This is a genomic window from Okeania sp. SIO2B3, from assembly GCF_010672525.1.
Lineage (GTDB): Bacteria > Cyanobacteriota > Cyanobacteriia > Cyanobacteriales > Microcoleaceae > Okeania.
The window spans coordinates 13744-33447 of sequence record NZ_JAAHGH010000002.1; the positions used below are offsets into that span (position 1 = coordinate 13744).

The following is a 19704-nucleotide window of genomic DNA, read 5'->3' on the forward strand; positions in this document are numbered from 1 at the left end:
AGCTTCCCCTTTTAAGAGGATAAAAAAAAGAATATTCCTGATGTCAAGCTTCCTTATTGTAAAGGTACTGATAACTGAAATAACCATCTTAAAAAGTGCTGTAATCTCATGTCTGGATAAGAGCGATCTGGAAAAAACTTATCCTGTTGCTTAAACAGTAAATCTTTCTATTTTCCCTACTCCCCTACTCCGCCGCTCACCTACTATCTTAATAATAAGTATTCAACCAGACATGATATAAGTAGTAAGTCAAGGTTAGTCAAAAGGAATCAATAATAAACTTCCCTTTATGGGAAAATTCTGGGAATTTTTGTTACTAAACCGCCAATATTGCTGATAATTGTTCAAAAAGTTTTGCCCTAAAATTCCATCAACTTCTAATAATTTCAATACAGGGGAAGACAAAATTACTGTTTCTAAATTTGTGAGTTGATAATTTCCCATTTTTACTTTAGTTAAAGAGGCATATTCTGCCATTTCTATACCACAAAAACCTTGCACTCGAATTTCCTGTCTCTCAGCAGCAGAAATATTTAACTGATTAGCTAATTTTTGAGAAATAAAAATACTTTCTGCCCCCGTATCTAACATAAAAATAAACGGACCTTTGCCATTAATTTCTACCTCAGCTAACATCACTCCTAATTTAGTTTTAAGTGGAATAGCATCATCAATATTTTCAGTAGGTATTGGAGTCGGAGGCAATAATTTTAATTCTTGAGTTTGAGGATGAATTTCTACATCAAAATTACTCAAAATATCCATTCCTAAAACTCCCGATAATCTCTCTGGCATGACAGTAGTAGTAAACTCTAAAACTGTTAATCCTTCTACTTTGACATTATCAATTTTTAACACAGGTAAACTATGCAAATTAGCTTTCATTTCTAGGCATTCATCTCCTGCTACGGCATAAGTTAAAAGCTCTTCCGGTACTGGTTTTCCTATTAAACCTAATTCTTTTACAGTTTCTGTGGCAATAATAGAAGTAGAAGCACCAGTATCTAATAAGAAATTACCGGATTTTTTTCCCAGAGTTGCTGTTACAGTAAAGGCTTTTCCTCCTGCTAAAAATTGTAAAGGGATAGTTGCTTTACCTGTTACTTTTGGGCGGGGTAAATTTAGACCTTCTAATTCTACAATAGCTCCAATTTTTCTGTATTTATGAATAGTATTTTCTACAATTTCATAACTTATACAAAATTCTCTATTGTCTCCTATATTTTGTTTAGCTGCGTTGCAGTTAAACCCACTGTTTTTCTGACTAGCTCTAGCTAAATTTTGCGAAAAAATAATAGGTTTTGGTGCAACTAAATTATGGATAAAAATTTGACAACTAATAGAGCTAAAAATAATAGCTATAATACTCCAAAATTTGTTCATAGTTGTTAATTAGTATGCTGATATTCTGTTTAGGAGATGTTTATTATACATCTCTAATAATAAAAAATTAAATCAATTATTTTTCTGTATTTGCGACATCCAAGCCCCCGCGCATCCCCCAAAATTGGAGGACTTTTAGAAGCAAATTGACTCTTGTTGACTCTTGTTCCCCCCAAAGTTGGGGGGCTAGGGGGGCAAAATTCAGTTATCAGTTATCAATACTTTTAACTTTTAATTTCCGCGTAGCGGCACTATTCCTACAAATTTCATCAATTCTAACAAATGATTTATATTAACAAAAATATCTTCTAAACGATGGTTTTGTGAAAGAAGTTCATGGAAGGAAAAACCGAGGGGATTTTCTCCTAATAAATAGTAATATTCTAAACCGACTAAGTTAGAGATTAACCAATAACAAGAATATATATAGTTAGGGGAAAATATTTCGATTACTTTGGTTCCGGGATGACAAAATACTAAGTTTGTTAAACCACCGCCATGAGGAGAAATTACTACCTTGGCATTAGCTAATAATGATGCTTGTGCTGTAACAGACATTGATTCTAAAGTTATACTTTGAAACCCGAATTTGGTCAATAAATTAATAATTTCATTTTCGTTAATAATTCGGCGATTATTTGCTTGTTTACGACTGATATATATCCGGTCTATTTTTTCAGCGCTTTCTGAAGGTGGCAAAAATTCTTTTCTGAGAAAATTACAAGCCCATTTTGGCATCCAAGCAACAGAACCAGGAAAAGAAGGAACGATTAATTTTGTGGCTTGAATATGTTGATTTTTTTCAGTATCGATGATTTTTGCTTCAGGAATATCTAGCATTTTTAAGGTTTCTTGCTGGAATGGAAGTTGATAGTTAATTAAAAATTTATCTATGTCGTTAAAATTTATTCGACTCTGACGCAATAATTTAATTCTGGGCAAAATATCAAACATCCAGTGAAAGTAGTTATTATTAAATATTCCGGATAAAACTGCTACTGTGCCTTCAATATTTTGAATCGGAGGTAAAGTTTTCAAGGAAAAAATAGAATGTTTACTGGGATGATTTTCTGGGGAGTCTGGGCTGAGAATAGGAAATTTTGGCGAGACATCTCCTAATATTTTACTTTCTTGGTTTTCTGGATTTTTTGATGTAATAATGGCAGTTTTAAAATTCGTTTCATCTATCCAAAATCTGCCCTCTGGAATAATTGCTACAAATGTTGCAGGTAATTTAATTTGATTGCCAAATCTAAAACTAAAATGTACTGAGTTATCTGGTGTAATGGGTGGTTTAAGTTGTAGGAAATTTTCAGGATAAATATTGATATAGTTACTTGTTTCTAAATCTTGAGTAACTGCCCATTCCCAAGTTGATTCGTAAAATCCTGTAGGGGGTTTTACTTGAGAAATTTTTTGCTGAAGATTAGCTGTAGGTTGTTGTTTTTGATTGAGAATACTATCAATTTTTACCCCTAATTCTGGTTTGATTTGCCTAGCTTTTTGCAGACATAAATAACCGATATCTAATATTTGGTCTTTCACTACTAATTGAAAACCTTTCTTGGCAACTAAAATTTTACCTAACTCCAAATAAATTTCAGCATCCTGGCGATCTTGTAAAGCATTGAATAAGTTGGCATGAGAGGTAATTTTTCCATCGAAATTTAGATAAGCTTGAATAAAACTTGGTTGTGTTTCAACAGCCATTTTTAATCGATCGATCGCTTCTTCCAGTTTCCCCTGTTTTAACAGAATAATTCCCCAATTTCCCCAAGCAGGTGAATAGTCTGTTTGAATTTTTAGACATAACTCGAAACAATTTTTTGCTTCTTCTAATTGATTCATTGCAGAAAAACACAACCCCAAATTTTCATAAATTTCGAGACTTTTGGGCTGAATTTCCAGCATCTTTAAATAATAAGAGATAGCTTTCTGAAATTCTCTGAGTCTCTGAAATAAACTTGCCAAATTTTGATAAGCAGCTAAAAAATCTGGTCGCAGCTCGACTGCTTTTTGCCAACATTCTATTGCCTCTTCTTCTCTGCCTTGATAAGCAATAGCATTGCCCAAATTATAATAAGTTTCTGCTTCAGTATTATTAACTTCAATAATTTGCCAATAAATTTTTTCTGCCAGTTGTAACTTTCCCGAATTAAGGTATTGAATTGCTGTAGTTTCTAAGATTTCAATTAACTCCCTAATCCAGACATCAAATTCATCTGGAGTTGCCTCCGTCATTGCCGATAACCAAACAGTTTGAGCAGCAACTTCTTCACCTTGCAAAAGTAAAGCTAATCCCAAATACCAATAATTTGACTTAATAGTTGGATTAATTTGGATGCAAGTTTCATATAAATTTATTGCCTGACTATAGTCATCTTTTGCTAAATATTCAAATGCTTGTTTTGGGGAATTATTAATATTCATAGCTTTAGTCAATAATATCAAATCCGGTTAAACAGCCATAGAATGGTTAAGTCTTTAGAATTCAGCAATTCTGCAATTCAGAATTCAGGAGAAGAAAGATAAGACAAGATGAGCGTAGTTATGATAATTGGATAATTTTTTTTATGTCCAATTAAGCGGATTTGATATAAATATTTTTTTATATCTATATATATATTATCCTAATAATTATTGAAATATGCTGACATATAATAGTAGTTAAATTCAGCAATAAACATTGAACTATTTTATAGATAAATGGATGAAATTATTATCGTCGAATATAATCCAGACTGGAAATTTATGTTTCAGCAAGAAGCTACACACATTCGTGAACTTCTAGGAGAATCTCTTATTCATCGTATCGAACATTTTGGCAGCACATCAGTACCAGGTTTAGCTGCAAAACCTATTATTGATTTATTGATTGAAGTTTCTTCACTTGAAGAAGCAAAACAAATAGCTATTCCTCAGTTAAAACTCTTGCGGTATGAATATTGGTTTGATAATCCCGATCCAGGGCGGATGTTTTTTGTCAAAGGTCTGCCAGCTAACGGTCCACGCACTCATCATGTTCATATCGTCGAAGCAGACAGCATATTATGGGAATGTTTAATATTTCGAGACTATCTTTGTCAGCATCCAGATGAAGCAGCACGCTATGCAAAATTAAAACGTAATCTTGCTCAACGCTTTTCAAGCGATCGAGAAGCATACACAACAGGAAAAACGGATTATATTAAGTCTGTCATGGAAAAAGCACAACTTCAGCAATAACAATTCCCACATATTAGACATCTGGTAAAAATCAAAAATAAAATCAATTATTATCCATAAATTATCAATTATTCCCCTCTTGGGAGGGGTTAGGGGTGGGTTCCCTGTTACCTGTTCCCTGTTCCCTCTTTTCTGGAGATGTCTATTAATAAAGATATGGAAATTCAACAAGCTGAAGTGGAAGTAAGTTTTAATTTTGAGGGAGAAAGTAATCTATATATTACTAAAGCAAAAGCTGGTGGAAATTTAAAAGTAAAATTAGTCTTGAAACCTAAACAATCAGAAAATGAGTAGACAGCTAGATCTAGAAAAATCTATTGTTTTAATTACCAGTACTAATGAGAGAAAAGCAAATGTTATTGGTACTGGATTTCCTTTTTATAAAGAACAAAGTTCAACTTATTTGTTAACCTGCGCTCATGTTGTTAATGATGTGGGTGGTAAAGAAAGTGTATTGGTGAATAATATTCAGGCAAAAGTTGTGGCAATAGGAAATATTACGGGTTTTGATTTGGCAGTTTTGCGAGTTGAAAATCTCAATAATATCTCACCATTTCAGCTGATAAATTTATCCCAGGGAAAAAATAGAAAATTTCAGATAGCAGGTCACTATCTCTATGGTGCAGAGAAAAAAAGAAGTCTCCAAATTCTTGATGGAGTTTTGGGCAAAAAAAGTTTCCTAACCCAAAATAATCAAAAGGTTATAGCTTGGCAGTTGTTAATAAATCAAAGCGATCGCCTCCGTCAAGGTTATAGTGGAGCACCTGTAGTTGATGTGGAAACTGGTTATGTATTGGGTATAGCTACCAATATGGAGAAAGATGGAGCGGAAGGACTTGCTATTTCCATAGAAGCTTTAAAACATATTTGGCCGAAAATGCCTCTTGCTATTTCTCAACAACTTCAAACAGAAGCTTATACATCTACAGATTCAAAGGAAAATGATACTCCTGTTCAAGGTCAAGATGAGGCTGTTGAATCAACTCCAAATTCTATTCCTACGCTCCCCAAAGAACTTTCCCAGGAAGACTACATTTACTTGAAAAATTTGCTGGCATCAGGAAGATGGCGACAGGCAAATGAGATAACTAGAAAAATTGTTCTCAAGGCAGTCAAAGGAGAAAAAGAAAGCTTCCTTACCGACAAGCAAATTCAAAACTTTCCTTGCCAAGTTATAGAAATTATAGATCGCCTGTGGGTAGAGTACAGCGATGGACATTTTGGGTTTAGTGTCCAGAAAAGAATCTTCAATGAATGTCAAAAAGAGCCACAAATATTTGGCGATCGCGTTGGTTGGCGCGTCCAGAAGGTTTGGATTTCTACTAGCCAGGTTGTTTATACTCCTGCCAATACACCAGAGGGTCATCTTCCTTGGGGAATTATGCCAGTTGTAGTAATGGATAATGCAGCTTTAGATGCCTTTGTTGGAGGTATACGAGCCATAAGCAAAACAACGATAAAACACGATTGGCAAAAGCAACTTCTGGCAGATTTTATGGCATTTGGCGATTCTTTACTCGGTAATAACTTTGATAAAGAGGAATTTAAGAGAAATCTGGAATACGAACTTTCTCACGATGAGGCTTGGTGGGAGAAACAGAGATTAGAAGAGTTAAAAGTCTTTAAGCTTTTTTCCCTACTGGCAGCTTGTCTTAAGCTATAGCCACCAAAGGTAGCTTCTGGCTTTGACCTCACTCTAGCAATAGAATAGACTCATCAAAAAAACTCCAACGTTGTAGTTTTTGAGCTATTTTATCTATTGTGCAAGAGTTGAGAGATTTCTGAAGGAGCCATAATATCATGTCCGGTTGAACAGTTATAAATAAATGACGGAGGAGTCAGGAGTCAACCCACCCCTAGCCCCTCCCAGGAGGGGCAGTCAGGAGTCAGGAGGGAAGAAAGGAGAAGAGAAGGAGAAAGTTTTTTGATCACGCTATTATCCGGACATGATATAAAAGCTACATTCTGCACAACAAAATGTAGCACATAGAAAGGGGAAAATTTGAGTAAGTATTTAGAGTTATAGTATGCGGTAGGAGGCGATATAGCTACCGCTAGGCTCCGCCAACGCAAATCAATAAGTTATATCATGTTCGGATAATCAGTTATAAAAAACCTTCTGCCTTCTAACCTTGCTCTTTCCCTCTCTTGGTCGGCGTTCCGCAAGCGAGCTGGCGTCGTCGCGGGGTCGCACCGCTTCTGCCCTCTGCCTCCTGCCTTCGGTCCACAGATATTATAAGTATTCAACCGTTAGCGTAGCTCCCCCTCCGGGGGAACATGATATTAATGACCCATTCCCACCCTAATTTGTTATTGAGGGATGTTAGCTCAAAAGCTTATCCCACTCATGTTTTCAATGCAAAGCATCCAATACTATGAAAATGTGCCTAAACATTGCGAAATCCTAATGCTACATCCTGTAGACATAGGCTAGGGTAGTTTCAACTCACCCATTTAACCTACCTTTTTCTGTTTAACAGTTATGCTACAAGAACTAGCAATTGAAACTCGTGGCCTTACTAAACAATTCGATCGCCATATAGCAGTCAATGACCTCCATTTACAGGTAGCTACCGGGGAAGTTTATGGACTGATTGGACCTAATGGGGCAGGCAAAACCACCCTATTAAGAATGTTAGCTACTGCTGAAGAACCCACAGTAGGGGAAATATATATAAATGGAGAACGTCTCAGGCGTGACCACACCAACCCCACTCTCAAACAACGCCTCGGTTTTCTACCAGATGATTTTCCCGTATATGATGACTTGACCGTGTGGAATTATCTCGACTATTTTGCCAGACTTTACAATTTGCGGGAACCCCACCGTTCGCGCCGACTTTTTGCGGTCTTGGAATTAGTACAACTGTTAAATAAACGGAATAGTATAATTTCTACTCTATCGCGGGGTATGAAACAACGTCTTAGTTTAGGTAGAACTATTATCCACGAACCTCTACTTTTGTTATTGGATGAACCTGTTTCTGGTTTAGACCCCATTGCCAGGATGCAGTTTCGCCAAATTATCAAAGCTTTGCAGGAAGCAGGGATGACAATAGTCATTTCTTCTCATGTTTTGAGTGACTTGGCAGACCTTTGCTCTTCTGTGGGAATAATGGAATTAGGTTATTTGGTAGAAAGTGCTTCTCTCAAAGAACTTTATCAACGTCTTAGCACTCAGCAAATTTTGATTTCTGTGATGAGTGGGTTATCAGAGTTGATTACTGAAATTAAAAATTTTCCCTTTGCTGAAGGGTGGGAAGTTTTGCCGGAAACTCAGCAATTACAAGTTCAGTTTTCGGGAACTCCTGAAGATTCTGCTACTTTGTTGCGAACGCTCATTCTTGCTAATATCCCAGTCACAGATTTCCATTGTACTCAAGAAGACCTGGAAGCAATTTTTCTCAAGCTCGGACATCAGCAAGCTAGTTAACTCAAAAAGTAATACCATTTCACAGTCGTAGGGGCGAATGGTATTCGCCCTCACTATATGTAGAGTTCCTGCATAAGTCCTGCTTTATTTCATTGGAGTAATTAATTATGCCATCTAAACCATTAGCCAATTTATTGAATTGGAACCCGCAATTATTCAGAGAAATTAAAGGTCGCCTCAAAGTTAGAAATGTAGCGATCGCCATCTCTGCATCTCTCATATCTCAATTCATAGTAATGATGGTTTTTCGAGAAATGCTTCCACCAATGTTCGTACAATATTGTATTGAAGAAAGCCCATATTGTACGGATATTGATTGGTCTCATTGGTGGGCAGGTATCTTCATAACTTTGAGTTCGATTTTGCTTACTTTAATGTTAATTGGAGGTGTCTATATGTTAGTAGCAGACCTAGCAAAAGAACAACGTCTTGGTACTCTTAATTTTATTCGTCTTAGTCCTCAATCAAGTCAGAAAATTTTGCTCGGCAAACTATTAGGAGTACCAATTTTAATTTACCTAGCAGGAGCTATTTCTTTGCCCCTACATTTGTGGGCAAATATATCATCTGATTTGCCTTTAGATTGGTTGTTTGGATTCTATGGAGCTTTAGTAGCAGCTTGTTTTTTTTTCTACAATGCCTCAGTATTTTTTGTGTTTCTAGGAGTTACTCAAGCTTGGTTAGCTGCTGCCATAACAGGCATATTCTTGTTCCCTTTTATCCTTATTATGCAACTGTACACTGATGATATTCCCAATATTATTGCTACTTATCAAATGAATCTTCTACTAATAGGTGGTGCGATAATTATTTCAGGTGTAATTTTGGCAAACTACTGGATTTGGCAAGCTGTAAATCGTCGTTACAGAAATCCTAATGCTACAGTTATTAGCAAAAAACAAAGCTATTGGTTAATAGGATGTTTCCAAGTCTATCTACTGCTGTTTTTTTTAGTGGCAAATATTCGCAACTTAGCTTACGTTGCAGAAGAATACCTAATTGTTTTCTGTACTGTGAATTTGTTTTGGTTTTTGTTAGTGATTGCCATGTTGTCACCTCAACGACAAAGCATACAAGATTGGGCAAGATATAGACATCAACAAGTTAATAATGATGAAACTACAATTGTCAAAGGAGCAGCTATTAGTTTAAAACAAGATTTAATTTGGAGTGAAAAAAGTCCCGCTTTAGTAGCAATAGGAATTAATCTAGTTATTACAGCAGTAATGGGGATTTCCTGGATTTTACTTTGGCAAGATAACACGATTAAACTATCAGCTATTTTGACCTTAATTTTGAGCTTTAACTTAATTTTAATTTATGCAGCGACCGCTCAATTTATCTTGCTAATAAAAGTCAAAAAACCTGCTATTTGGGCAATAGGAATACTAGGTAGTTTGATTTTTCTCCAACCTTTGGTACTAATAATATTTATAGCTCACCCCGTTCAGTCTCCTAATTTGTGGTTATTATCTACTTTTCCTTGGCTTTCTATTGGCCAAGATTCTTTAGCTATTAAACCAATGTTAATAGCAATTATTGGTCAGTGGAGTGTCTTGATATCAGCTACTTTCCTACTAACTAGAAAAATTCAAAAATTAGGTGCATCTGATTCTCAGAAATTATTGACAGGTCAAAAAAATTGAATAATTCACCATAGAAAATTTCTTATTGGAGTTATAAATTATGTTATCTAAACCATTAGACAATTTATTTAACTGGAATCCTCAATTATTCCGAGAAATTAAAGGTCGCCTTAAAACTAGAAATGTAGCGATCGCCATTTCTGCATCTCTCCTGTGCCAATTCATAGTAATGATGGTTTTTCTAGCAAACCTTCCTGAAAAACATGGCGAAAATGTTCTTAGCTATAACAAATATTGTATAACAATAGGAGGAAATTATTATAATTGTATTGCTATTGACTGGTCAACTTGGTGGCTAGATGTATCTAAAACTTTTAGTTGGATTTTGTTGGCTTTAATGTTACTTGGCGGTATCTATATGTTAGTAGCTGATTTAGGGAAAGAAAAACGTCTTGGGACCCTCAATTTTATTTGTCTCACCCCCAAACCTAGTCATAATATTTTGCTCGGTAAACTATTAGGAGTACCAATTTTAATTTACCTAGCAGTAGCTATTTCTCTACCTTTACATTTGTGGGCTATTATTTCATCAGGCTTATCTTTATCTTGGTTTTTTGGCTTTTATGGAGTTGTAATTACAGCTTGTTGTTTTTTCTACAATGCCTCACTCATTTTTGTTTTTTTAGGAGGTACTCAAGCTTGGCTAGCTACTACGATTGTCGGGATATTTGGGTTTATTGTTATAGCTATTAGTGATGACTATATAGATAACTTTTTTTTGATAACTAACATTAAGTATCAAAGAATTATCAGTCTAATAGTTTTCGGCTTTATTTTGGGGATTTACTGGACTTGGAAAGCTGTAAATCGTCTTTACAAAAATCCTAGTGCTACAGTTATTAGTAAAAAACAAAGTTATTGGTTAATGGGATGTTTCCAGATTTATTTGCTACTGTTTTTTCTAGAATATCCAGGTAAAGAATCAAGTGATTTTGTTGATTTAGAAAAATCAATGTTTTTATTGTTTACTATTAACTTGATATGGTTTTTGTTGGTCATTACTTTTTTATCACCTCAGCGACAAAATATTCAAGATTGGGCAAGATACAGACATCAAAAAGTTAATAATGATGAAACTGCAATTGTCAAAGGATTATCTATTAGTTTAAAGCAAGATTTAATTTTGGGTGAAAAAAGTCCGGCTTTAGTAGCGATAGGAATCAACCTAGTTATTACTGGTTTAATTTGGAGTTCATGGATTTTACTTTGGCATGACAATGAAATTAAATTACGAGCTATTTTAACTTTAATTCTGAGCCTAAATTTAATTTTAATTTATGCAGCGATCGCTCAATTTGTATTGTTGATGAAAGTCAAAAAGCCAGTCATTTGGGCAGTAGGAATATTAGGCAGCTTAATTTCTTTGCCACCTATTGCTTTATTATTACTGTCAATTACACCTCATAGTAATTCAAATTTATGGCTATTTTCAACTTTTCCTTGGTCTTCCATTTCATATAATTCTACATCTATTGCATCAATGTTAATTGCAATTATTGGTCAGTGGAGTGTCTTGACATTAGTAACTTTACAACTGACCAGAAAAATCAGAAAATTAGGTAGTTCTAATTCTCAAAAATTACTGACCTAATTATTTAGTTTTGCGGAAGTCAACAGTTCAAAAAATAGTAGTAGCTTGTCTAGATTAAAAATGTAGGTTAAACAATCTACCCTTGCCCTTAGTAAGGGGTTTAATAATGGATAATGGATAATTGATAATTACCTCTGGTTAAAACTGAGAGGATTAAATATAAGGAAATATTATTTCTTCTCTTGGTCGATTGGATATGGCGAGGAGACCCGCTCTTGACAGAGCCACTCCGCTTTATATGTTGCAGAGCAAAACGCCATCCCATCCTAACGGACTGCTCCGCAAACGACCGCTTTTTTCCCCTTAAAAGGCGAGGCTTTAAACCAGAATAATTATTCATTATTCATTATTCATTATTCGGTAAGGGCTAAAGCCCAACTACAAACAAAAACTTTTTCAAGAATGTTAATATTTGGTCAAAATTAATTATTTTGCAAATAAATTGTTAGCTTGTTCTTGAACTTTATCTTCAAACTCAGGCTGAGTAATTACACCATTTTTCAAGTCTTCAAAAAGAGTTAATAAAATTTGGTCTTGCTCCTGTAATTTTAGTTGAAATTTAGCTTCAAGATCGGCTTCAGTAATTGTACCTTCCTTCACATCTTGACTCATATCTCTCAGAAAAGACCTTTGTTTTTTCTTCAGAGAACGAAATACCCAAGGTGGAATAAATTCTGCCTGAGATTCTTGCCATATTCCACGTTTATTTATCTGAGCATCCGCTTCTGCTAATAACAACATTATTGCAGTGTCTCTTGGACATTCGCTAATATAATCATAATAAATTCGACTCAAGCCTTCCTGCACTAAAATATACTGTACAAAAGTACCATCTAATAAATAAACTTCACCAAAACAACGTGGCGATCGCCCTGGTCGTTTTTCTTCTCCAGTAACTTTAACTTTGACTTTATTGCCACTTGTTTCAACTAATTCTTGGAGTCTATCTTTGCCTTTTTCTCCCCATTCAAATTGACTACGATATAGTGGATTTTCATTTTTACTATTCATTTTTTCCACCTGTGAATCTCCCCAACCTTTACGAGTTTCTGGAGTATCAATATAAACAAAACGCACAGTCATTTCCTGGTTATCTTCATCAGAAATAACATCAAAAGTGTCGGCATCTGATACTTTTGTGACAGTGTAAGTTTTGAGGTTATCAAAATATGACGGACTCGGTAATTTTACTTCACCCAGGTGAGTTAAAATATTGTTGATTATTTCTTTCATCAATAATTAAAAATTGCTAGCTTTCTACTAATAATACTAGAAAAAATTATGTAATTGGCATTGAACCGATATTTCGGATATATAAATGTATGGCAAACAAGGGCAAAAAGATTACTCCCCCTGCTGCCCTACTCCTCCACTCCCTGGTAATTATCAATTATCCATTATCAATTATCCATTAATGAAGAGTCCTAATATAATTTGACCACAGGTAAACCTGTTTTGGGAATACTGGTCAGAAAACCCTGTCTTATGGAGTCTAATTTATAAGAGCAAATTAAACTCAATATACTCAGTAATACTGGTACCAAAATAATTTTTACTGACAGATTAATTGCGATTAAAAATAAAGCTAAAATTGCTAAAACTGCTGTAAAATTTTGACAAAAGTCTTTGATTTTGTCTATCAAAATTAGAGATTGCCGACAACTAGGGCAATACTTTGTATGTCTGTGCCAACGATCATATAATTGTTCATCATTTAATTCTAGAAAAGGTGTTTCTGTCATTCCTTGCCATTCAGGTTTTCCCCCCGCAAATTCATCTAACCATTTGCGAAAAGTAACTATACCAACATCAGCTAATGAAGGCATGAAATAGGATTTTTGCCAAGTTTTATTCTCTGTTGATTCGCTGATAGGCCGAAAGTCTAACATTGATATATCTTGGTCACTTAACTTATAGCTAGATAAGTGTTTTAATCCTGTTTGTAAATACTTTGGTAGGAGTTCAAACCACAAGTTACGTTTTTGGGGAGCGGCATCAAAAATAAACGTACCAATATGTTTACAATAACCTGGTTTTGTTGGTACAAAATATAATATAAACAAAGCAGATTTGCCATGAGTAAATTCATATATTGTTGTATTAGAACAGGGAGGAATGAATTTACGCGTAGCATCCATATCTTTGTTAAAAACATTATAACCAGAATGTTTTAAGGTAAAACCATCTTCAGCAGAAATTTCTCCGAATACTTTAAAACGTTGGATAGGAATAGCTTTTTCTGGAGAAAAACCTGCAATTCCTTCATGCAAAAATTGGGCGTGAGAAGGGTCTAAACTACTTTCAATAGAGACAGTATAGCTATAGGGAACTTCTGACATAAACCAATCTATTGAAGAGTTATCAACTTTATCTTCTGGCATCACAGCAGGTTGTTTTAAAATAGAATCTTCAATAGCAGTAGAACTATTATCTGGCCATACCCAAAGTAATCCTTGTAACACTTGAGTAGGATATATAGTTACTTGCGATCGCGTCAGCGGAACGGAGTTCTATCGCTTACTATTACAAGCTGTTTCTAGAGCTTTTTCTTCACTCAACATTGGAATATTTGTACATTTACCTGTTCCATCAAAACACCAACCATGATGCCGACATATTAGGTCTCCATTCTTATCAATACTTCCTAAAGATAACTGTGCTAATTTATGGGGGCAAGTATCATCCATTGCTATCCATTTTTCCTGTTTATCCTGCCAAATTACTAATCTTTTACCAAGTAAAGTTATTGGAGTTGGATTAGAGGTTTCTAGATAATCTATGGGAGTTACTGGATACCATTGTTTAGTCCAAGAAAATTTAGTCATAATGAAATTAATTAATGTATTAACTAGCTATTAGCTTTTGGATAACTGTTTGGTTTTCACGAATTATTTCAGTAGATAATTTATGCAGAAAATCAATTCTTGTATCTTTCAGTTTACCATGTTTGCGTAGCATTCCGTAGGAAAACTTAGCCACTTTAGCCTCTGCTTTTTCATATCTTTTAGACCCTTTAGTTTTATTAGATAATAACTTACTTAACTTTCGTTAGCGTTTGCGTAGTATTCCGATAGGAAAGCTCCTCTGAAAGAGGCTACTTCTTAATTCGTTTTTTGAGTGTTTTAGGAGTATCAACCTTTGTACCATTGCTAGATTTAGCAATGCTAGAAATGCCTAAATATATACCTACTGAATTATCAGTTTGAGGTAAGGTTTCTGGTTGTATTTCTACTACAAAACTCAAGAAATATCTAGTAGGGGCGATTCGCGTTTGCGCAGCATTCCGCAGGAAATCGCCCCCTACAATCTTTGATTACTGTTACTGATGATGGAACAGTAGTTTGTGTTGACCAATTTTAAAGCCTCATGCATGTAAATCTAGCAGTTTGGTTGGACTTTCTAATGCATGAATTTAGGAGGTTTAACAGATTTACCTTTTTTCTGGTCTTTTGTCGAACTGAAAAAGTTTGTAGGGGCGTTAACGATAGTTATGCGCAAGCTTTCGGCCGTTCGCCCCTACGGTTTAAATCATTTAAAGATTGCTGCAATGGTATAGCAGAAACTTCTGATAACCATTCTCTGTCTTCAGTCTTTTTCGATTGAGTGATCAACTGTTTTTGTAGTTGATAATTATTAGGTTTCTTTTCTCCTAATTTATACTTTTCACAGGCAGGAAGCTAGACTATCATTCCAAACCACACGGACACAACCAAATAGCTTTGCGCTCTCGGTATTTTTGTCCCGGTGTTGGATAGATACGATACTTAAATCTAGCTTTCATAACCTGACTTTTAAACTAACAATATGATAACATATTTATCAAAGAAAAACAAATTTAAAAGTTTCCCTAAAAGGGGTAGGCTTTAAACCCAATTTTCTGGTCATCATATTTTACCATTTAATGACAGTCAAAATATTACTTTTGACTTTTGACTTGAGATAAAATGACAATCAAAATATTACTTTTGACTTCTAACTTTTAACTTTTGACTTGAGAATTAATGTTTACCAATTTTTTCATCAAAAAACCAGTATTTGCCTCGGTCTGTTCCCTACTAATTATCCTGATTGGATTAGTAGGTTACACTCGTCTACCAGTGCAAGAATTTCCGACTATTGAGCCTCCAGTAGTTAGCGTGCAAACTAGCTACCCAGGAGCTAACCCAGAAGTAGTAGAAACAGAAGTAACAGAAATTCTCGAAGCAGAAATTAACGGTGTCGAAGGAGTCAAAACTTTGACCTCCAGCACCAGAGAAGGTTCAAGTTCCATAAATGTTGAATTTGAACTAGACCGCGACCTAGAAGCAGCAGCTCAAGATGTTCGTAGTCGAGTTTCCCGTGCTATGAGAAGACTTCCCGATGAAGTTGATGCGCCAGTAGTTTCTAAACGAAGTAGCGATGATGAACGAATTATTTGGATTGCTTTAACTGGGGAAAAATACACCTCCTTAGAGTTAAGCAACTACGCCGATAAATTCATCAAAAATGTCTTAGAAACTGTCAACGGAGTGGGTAGTATTTTGATCGGTGGCGAACGTCGCTACGCTATGCGACTATGGTTAGACCCCAAAAAAATGGCTGCCCGAAATATTACGGCATTAGATGTAGAGCAAGCACTTAGACGACAAAACGTAGAAATTCCCAGTGGGAGAATAGAAGGGAAATTAACCGAATACCCAATTCGGACTTTTGGTCGTCTGCAAACTACAGAAGAATATAAAAATCTAATCATCAGACGAAATGATGATAATTCTCTCACCAGACTCAGGGACATTGGTAGAGCAGAAATTGGAGCACAGAACGACCGCACCCTTGCCCGTTATAATGGTAAACCTGCAGTAGGTCTTGGTATCAGTAAACTATCCGGGGCAAATATCATAGAAGTTGCCAACGGCGTTAAAACCAGGATGAAAGAATTATCCAAAGACTTCCCAGAAGGAATGGAATACTACATCAGCGTTGACTACTCAACATTTGTGGAAGTTGCCATCAAAGAAGTTTGGAAAAGCTTATTTTTAGCAATTTGTTTAGTTGTCTTAGTTATCTATGCGTTTTTGAGAGATTGGCGAGCAACTCTCATTCCTACTATTACCATTCCCGTTTCTCTCATTGGTGCCTTTGGGGTAATGTTTTTCATGGGATTTTCCATCAACACCCTCACCCTATTTGCTCTCACACTATCAACAGGTTTAGTAGTAGATGACACCATTGTTGTCTTAGAAAATATAGTTCGATATATTCAAGAAGAAGGCAAAACTCCCATGCAAGCAGCCATGTTAGGAGTGAGCGAAGTAGTATTTGCCGTCATTGCCACCACCGTTGTATTAATTGCCGTCTTCTTACCAGTCGGATTTTCTGGAGGTTCTGCGGGGCAAATATTTAATGAATTTGCTCTAACTATTGCAGTCTCAGTCGTATTATCCACCTTCGTCGCTTTGACTTTAGCACCAACCTTATCAGGGCGAATCTTAAAAAGACACGAGCCAAAAGAACATAAAAAATTCCTTTCCCGCGTGGTTGCTATTCCCCTAGATTTATTTGATTATGCTCTAAGTCGCATCTCAGCAATATACGATCGCTCATTGCGTCTATTGATGAGAATGAAACCATTAATAATTTTAGGATTTGTCCTTTCTTTCTGGTTAATCTTTTGGCTATTTCAACAATTGCCCCAAGGATTTTTGCCCACAGAAGACCGGGGGCGAGTATTTGTATCTGTTTCTGCACCAGAAGGTGTAAGTGTTCAATATACCGATAATGTCATGCGTCAAGTAGAAGATAAACTCTCTCAAGTCCCTGAAATGAGAGGTTATTTCAGTATTGTGGGATTTGGTCGTTCTGCCCAAGCTAACCGAGCTTTTGCTTTCACCAACCTCAAACCATGGTCAGAACGCAAGAAACCAGAGTCAGCACAGCAAGAAATTGTTAAACGGTTGTTTGGAGCATTTGCTCCCATTACTGATGGACGAGTATTTCCCATTAACCCTGGTTCTTTGCCTGGTAGAGGTCGTAGTCAACCAGTAGAATTTGTGTTGCAGGGAAATGATTTAGAAGAATTAGCGCGAGTATCTGAAGAATTTACCACTGAAGCGCAACAGTTACCCCAGTTGAATAATATTGATACAGATTTGAAAATTAATAAACCGGAGATATCGGTAGAAATTGACCGCGCTCAGGCATCTAATTTAGGCGTGTCGGTAGAGGATATTGCGCGAACATTGCAAATAATGATGGGAGGGGAAGATATTACTAACTTTACCCAAGGAAATCAACGTTATGATGTAATTGTGCGAGCTGAGAAACAGTTTCGTAATAGTTTACAAAATATTGATGATTTGTATGTGCGGACTGAGTCAGGAGTAATGATACCTTTGAGTAATGTGGTGAAGGTAAGTACAACAACCACTCCTCCTCAGATTAATCATTTTAATAGATTTCGTTCGGCAACTATTCAAGGAAGTCCTGCTCCAGGGGTGAGTCTGGGTGAGGCGTTACAAGCGTTGGACGACTTGGCAGACCGGATTTTACCTGCTGATATGCGAACTGATTTAAAAGGTGATTCAGCGCAGTTTAGAGATGCTGGTGAAGCGACGGCGTTTATTTTTGGCTTGGCAATGATCTTTATTTTCTTGACTTTGGCAGCTCAATTTGAGAGTTATATTGACCCGGTAGTGATTTTGTTGGCAGTACCGTTATCTTTGTTGGGTGCTTTTGGAGCGTTATGGTTAGCGCAGTTGGAGATTAATGTTTATAGTCGAATTGGGTTGATTATGTTGATTGGTTTGGCAACGAAAAACTCAATTTTGATTGTGGAATTTGCTAATCAGTTGTTGGCAGATGGTATGTCTATTACTAAGGCGGCAGTTGAAGCATCCCGTTTGCGATTTCGTCCAATTTTAATGACAGCGTTTTCTACCATTTTCGGGGTAATGCCATTAGCTTTTGCTTCTGGTGCAGGTGCTGCGAGTAGGGTTTCAATTGGAATGTCGGTTATGGGTGGTATGTTGCTTTCTACAATCTTGAGTTTGTATGTAGTGCCGATATTTTATGTGATGGCGAAAGGTTTGCAGTCACGTTTATTTCATAAATCTGTTGAAGAATTGGCAGGGGGTTATGAGATGAATGGTTTTTCTAATGGTAATGGCAATGGCAATGGTTATACTAACGGAAATGGAAATGGTAATGGTAATGGTAAGGCAAGTTATGTTAAGGATGGTGTGAAAGAGGTTAAAAAATAGGCGTTTAGTTATTTATAGAGGGAGCGTGGAGACCCACCCCTAACCCCTCCCAGGAGGGGAATTTGGGGAGATCGGGAATCTGGAGGCAAATTTTCACCTTATTTCCTCTATTATTTTTTTCGGTAGTTGGTGCATTGTAATGGTATTAGTATCTAATTATTTTTTTCATGGTATAGCCAGTGGGAGCATCTTGCTCCCGTTCTAAGTCTTCCAGGACTGCACGGAAACTAAATCTAGTGAGGGCGAATGCCATTTCCTAAGGTCATGCTCCGCAAACGCCCCTACATATGGCATTTTTAAAGTTAATTTGCGTAAGTCCTGTCTTCCTTATCTCTACCTACCATTACTATGCAGGACTACCTTTTTTTCTAGCTCCTGACTTCCCCTCCCCTCCTGGGAGGGGTTAGGGGTGGGTTGGGAGGGGCGAGGGGTGGGTTGACTCCCTACTCCCTACTTTCAAGCTACCGAGCAGCAAACAATCTACTCGCATGAGGTTCCCCAGGCAAATCTTCAACAATTGCACCTTGCTGTTTCAGCTCTCTCTTCATCTGTGCAGATAGTCCAACACCAAGAGAAAATCGAGTATCCTTCACATTAACCCCATTTATCTGGGTATTCTTGAGGTCAGCACCACTTAAATTAGCATGACTCAAATTTGTATCAATTAAAATTGCTTTCTGTAAATTAGCGCGACTCATATCAGCATAACTGAGATTAGCATAACTCAAAATTGCCCCACTCAAGTCAGCAGCACTCAAATCTGCCCCACTCAAATCTGCCCCACTCAAATCTGCACGAGTCAGGTTCGCCCCACTCAGATTTGCCCCACTCAGATTTGCACAATACAAATTAGCACCAATCAAAGTAGCATTGTACAGATTAGCGCCAATTAAATTTGCTCTAAATAAATTAGCCCGGAATAAATTAGCACGAAACAAACTCACACCAGCTAAATTCACATTACTAAGCTCGGATCTAAATAAATCAATATCCCGAAAATTTCTTTCTCCAGAGGCATAACGCGCCAAAAATTCTTCAATTTTCATAATTTTCTCTTAAAATTTTCTTGATGTTTTCATCTAAAACTTTAGATGTGTTTCTCTTGTCTGTAAGTTTTAAACACATAAAGACAAGAAACCTATACTAATTATTTTGGACTGTTTTAAAAATGTTAGATGATTTCTATAA

General features: G+C 36.2%; 17 protein-coding genes. 7 read left to right on the top strand and 10 right to left on the bottom strand.

The window, feature by feature from the left end; translation table 11 throughout:
- Positions 1-255: 255 nt before the first annotated feature.
- Positions 256-1383 carry a retropepsin-like aspartic protease gene (locus F6K15_RS01330; RefSeq protein WP_293056150.1) on the bottom strand — a complete coding sequence of 376 codons (1128 nt, stop codon included), beginning with the start codon at positions 1381-1383 and terminating at the stop codon, positions 256-258.
- Between the two features lie 231 nt (positions 1384-1614).
- Complete coding sequence (locus tag F6K15_RS01335; protein ID WP_293056151.1) at positions 1615-3813, bottom strand: glycosyltransferase 61 family protein; 2199 nt, start codon at positions 3811-3813, stop codon at positions 1615-1617.
- A gap of 276 nt (positions 3814-4089) precedes the next feature.
- Here F6K15_RS01335 and F6K15_RS01340 point away from each other — a divergent pair, with 276 nt between their 5' ends.
- The 6 genes from F6K15_RS01340 (at position 4090) to F6K15_RS01365 (ending at position 11278) form a co-directional block, all read left to right on the top strand.
- Complete coding sequence (locus F6K15_RS01340; protein ID WP_293056152.1) at positions 4090-4608, top strand: GrpB family protein; 519 nt, start codon at positions 4090-4092, stop codon at positions 4606-4608.
- Between the two features lie 156 nt (positions 4609-4764).
- Positions 4765-4902 carry a CU044_2847 family protein gene (locus tag F6K15_RS01345; RefSeq protein ID WP_293056153.1) on the top strand — a complete coding sequence of 46 codons (138 nt, stop codon included), beginning with the start codon at positions 4765-4767 and terminating at the stop codon, positions 4900-4902.
- The gene (locus F6K15_RS01350; protein ID WP_293056154.1) at positions 4895-6271 is read left to right on the top strand and encodes a GUN4 domain-containing protein; all 1377 of its coding nucleotides are present in this window, start codon (positions 4895-4897) and stop codon (positions 6269-6271) included. The genes F6K15_RS01345 and F6K15_RS01350 overlap by 8 nt, the downstream gene beginning before the upstream one ends.
- An 819-nt stretch (positions 6272-7090) precedes the next feature.
- Entirely contained in the window at positions 7091-8041 is a 951-nt protein-coding gene (locus tag F6K15_RS01355) for an ABC transporter ATP-binding protein (RefSeq protein WP_293056155.1), read from the top strand.
- Positions 8042-8148: 107 nt separating this feature from the next.
- Positions 8149-9687, top strand: a complete 1539-nt coding sequence (locus tag F6K15_RS01360) for a hypothetical protein (protein ID WP_293056156.1) — start codon at positions 8149-8151, stop codon at positions 9685-9687.
- A 40-nt stretch (positions 9688-9727) separates the two neighbouring features.
- Positions 9728-11278, top strand: coding sequence for a hypothetical protein (locus tag F6K15_RS01365; protein ID WP_293056158.1), 1551 nt, complete (start codon positions 9728-9730; stop codon positions 11276-11278).
- A 426-nt stretch (positions 11279-11704) separates the two neighbouring features.
- Here the strand turns inward: F6K15_RS01365 and F6K15_RS01370 are convergent, their stop codons facing one another.
- The 7 genes from F6K15_RS01370 to F6K15_RS01400 form a co-directional block, all read right to left on the bottom strand.
- Positions 11705-12511, bottom strand: a complete 807-nt coding sequence (locus tag F6K15_RS01370; protein ID WP_293056159.1) for a thermonuclease family protein — start codon at positions 12509-12511, stop codon at positions 11705-11707.
- Between the two features lie 191 nt (positions 12512-12702).
- The gene (locus F6K15_RS01375) at positions 12703-13740 is read right to left on the bottom strand and encodes a hypothetical protein (protein ID WP_293056160.1); all 1038 of its coding nucleotides are present in this window, start codon (positions 13738-13740) and stop codon (positions 12703-12705) included.
- Between the two features lie 48 nt (positions 13741-13788).
- The gene (locus F6K15_RS01380) at positions 13789-14103 is read right to left on the bottom strand and encodes a Rieske 2Fe-2S domain-containing protein (RefSeq protein WP_293056161.1); all 315 of its coding nucleotides are present in this window, start codon (positions 14101-14103) and stop codon (positions 13789-13791) included.
- A 19-nt stretch (positions 14104-14122) separates the two neighbouring features.
- Positions 14123-14257: a hypothetical protein gene (locus F6K15_RS01385; RefSeq protein ID WP_293056162.1), complete on the bottom strand. Its 135-nt coding sequence runs from the start codon at positions 14255-14257 to the stop codon at positions 14123-14125.
- 115 nt (positions 14258-14372) lie between these two features.
- On the bottom strand, positions 14373-14522 hold the full coding sequence (locus F6K15_RS01390; RefSeq protein ID WP_293056163.1) for a hypothetical protein: 150 nt from the start codon (positions 14520-14522) through the stop codon (positions 14373-14375).
- Between the two features lie 244 nt (positions 14523-14766).
- Positions 14767-14889, bottom strand: a complete 123-nt coding sequence (locus F6K15_RS01395; protein WP_293056165.1) for a hypothetical protein — start codon at positions 14887-14889, stop codon at positions 14767-14769.
- Positions 14890-14963: 74 nt separating this feature from the next.
- Complete coding sequence (locus F6K15_RS01400) at positions 14964-15059, bottom strand: helix-turn-helix domain-containing protein (protein ID WP_293056166.1); 96 nt, start codon at positions 15057-15059, stop codon at positions 14964-14966.
- A 220-nt stretch (positions 15060-15279) separates the two neighbouring features.
- Here F6K15_RS01400 and F6K15_RS01405 point away from each other — a divergent pair, with 220 nt between their 5' ends.
- On the top strand, positions 15280-18516 hold the full coding sequence (locus F6K15_RS01405; RefSeq protein ID WP_293056167.1) for an efflux RND transporter permease subunit: 3237 nt from the start codon (positions 15280-15282) through the stop codon (positions 18514-18516).
- A gap of 461 nt (positions 18517-18977) precedes the next feature.
- Here the strand turns inward: F6K15_RS01405 and F6K15_RS01410 are convergent, their stop codons facing one another.
- Positions 18978-19562: a pentapeptide repeat-containing protein gene (locus F6K15_RS01410; RefSeq protein WP_293056169.1), complete on the bottom strand. Its 585-nt coding sequence runs from the start codon at positions 19560-19562 to the stop codon at positions 18978-18980.
- Positions 19563-19704: the final 142 nt, after the last annotated feature.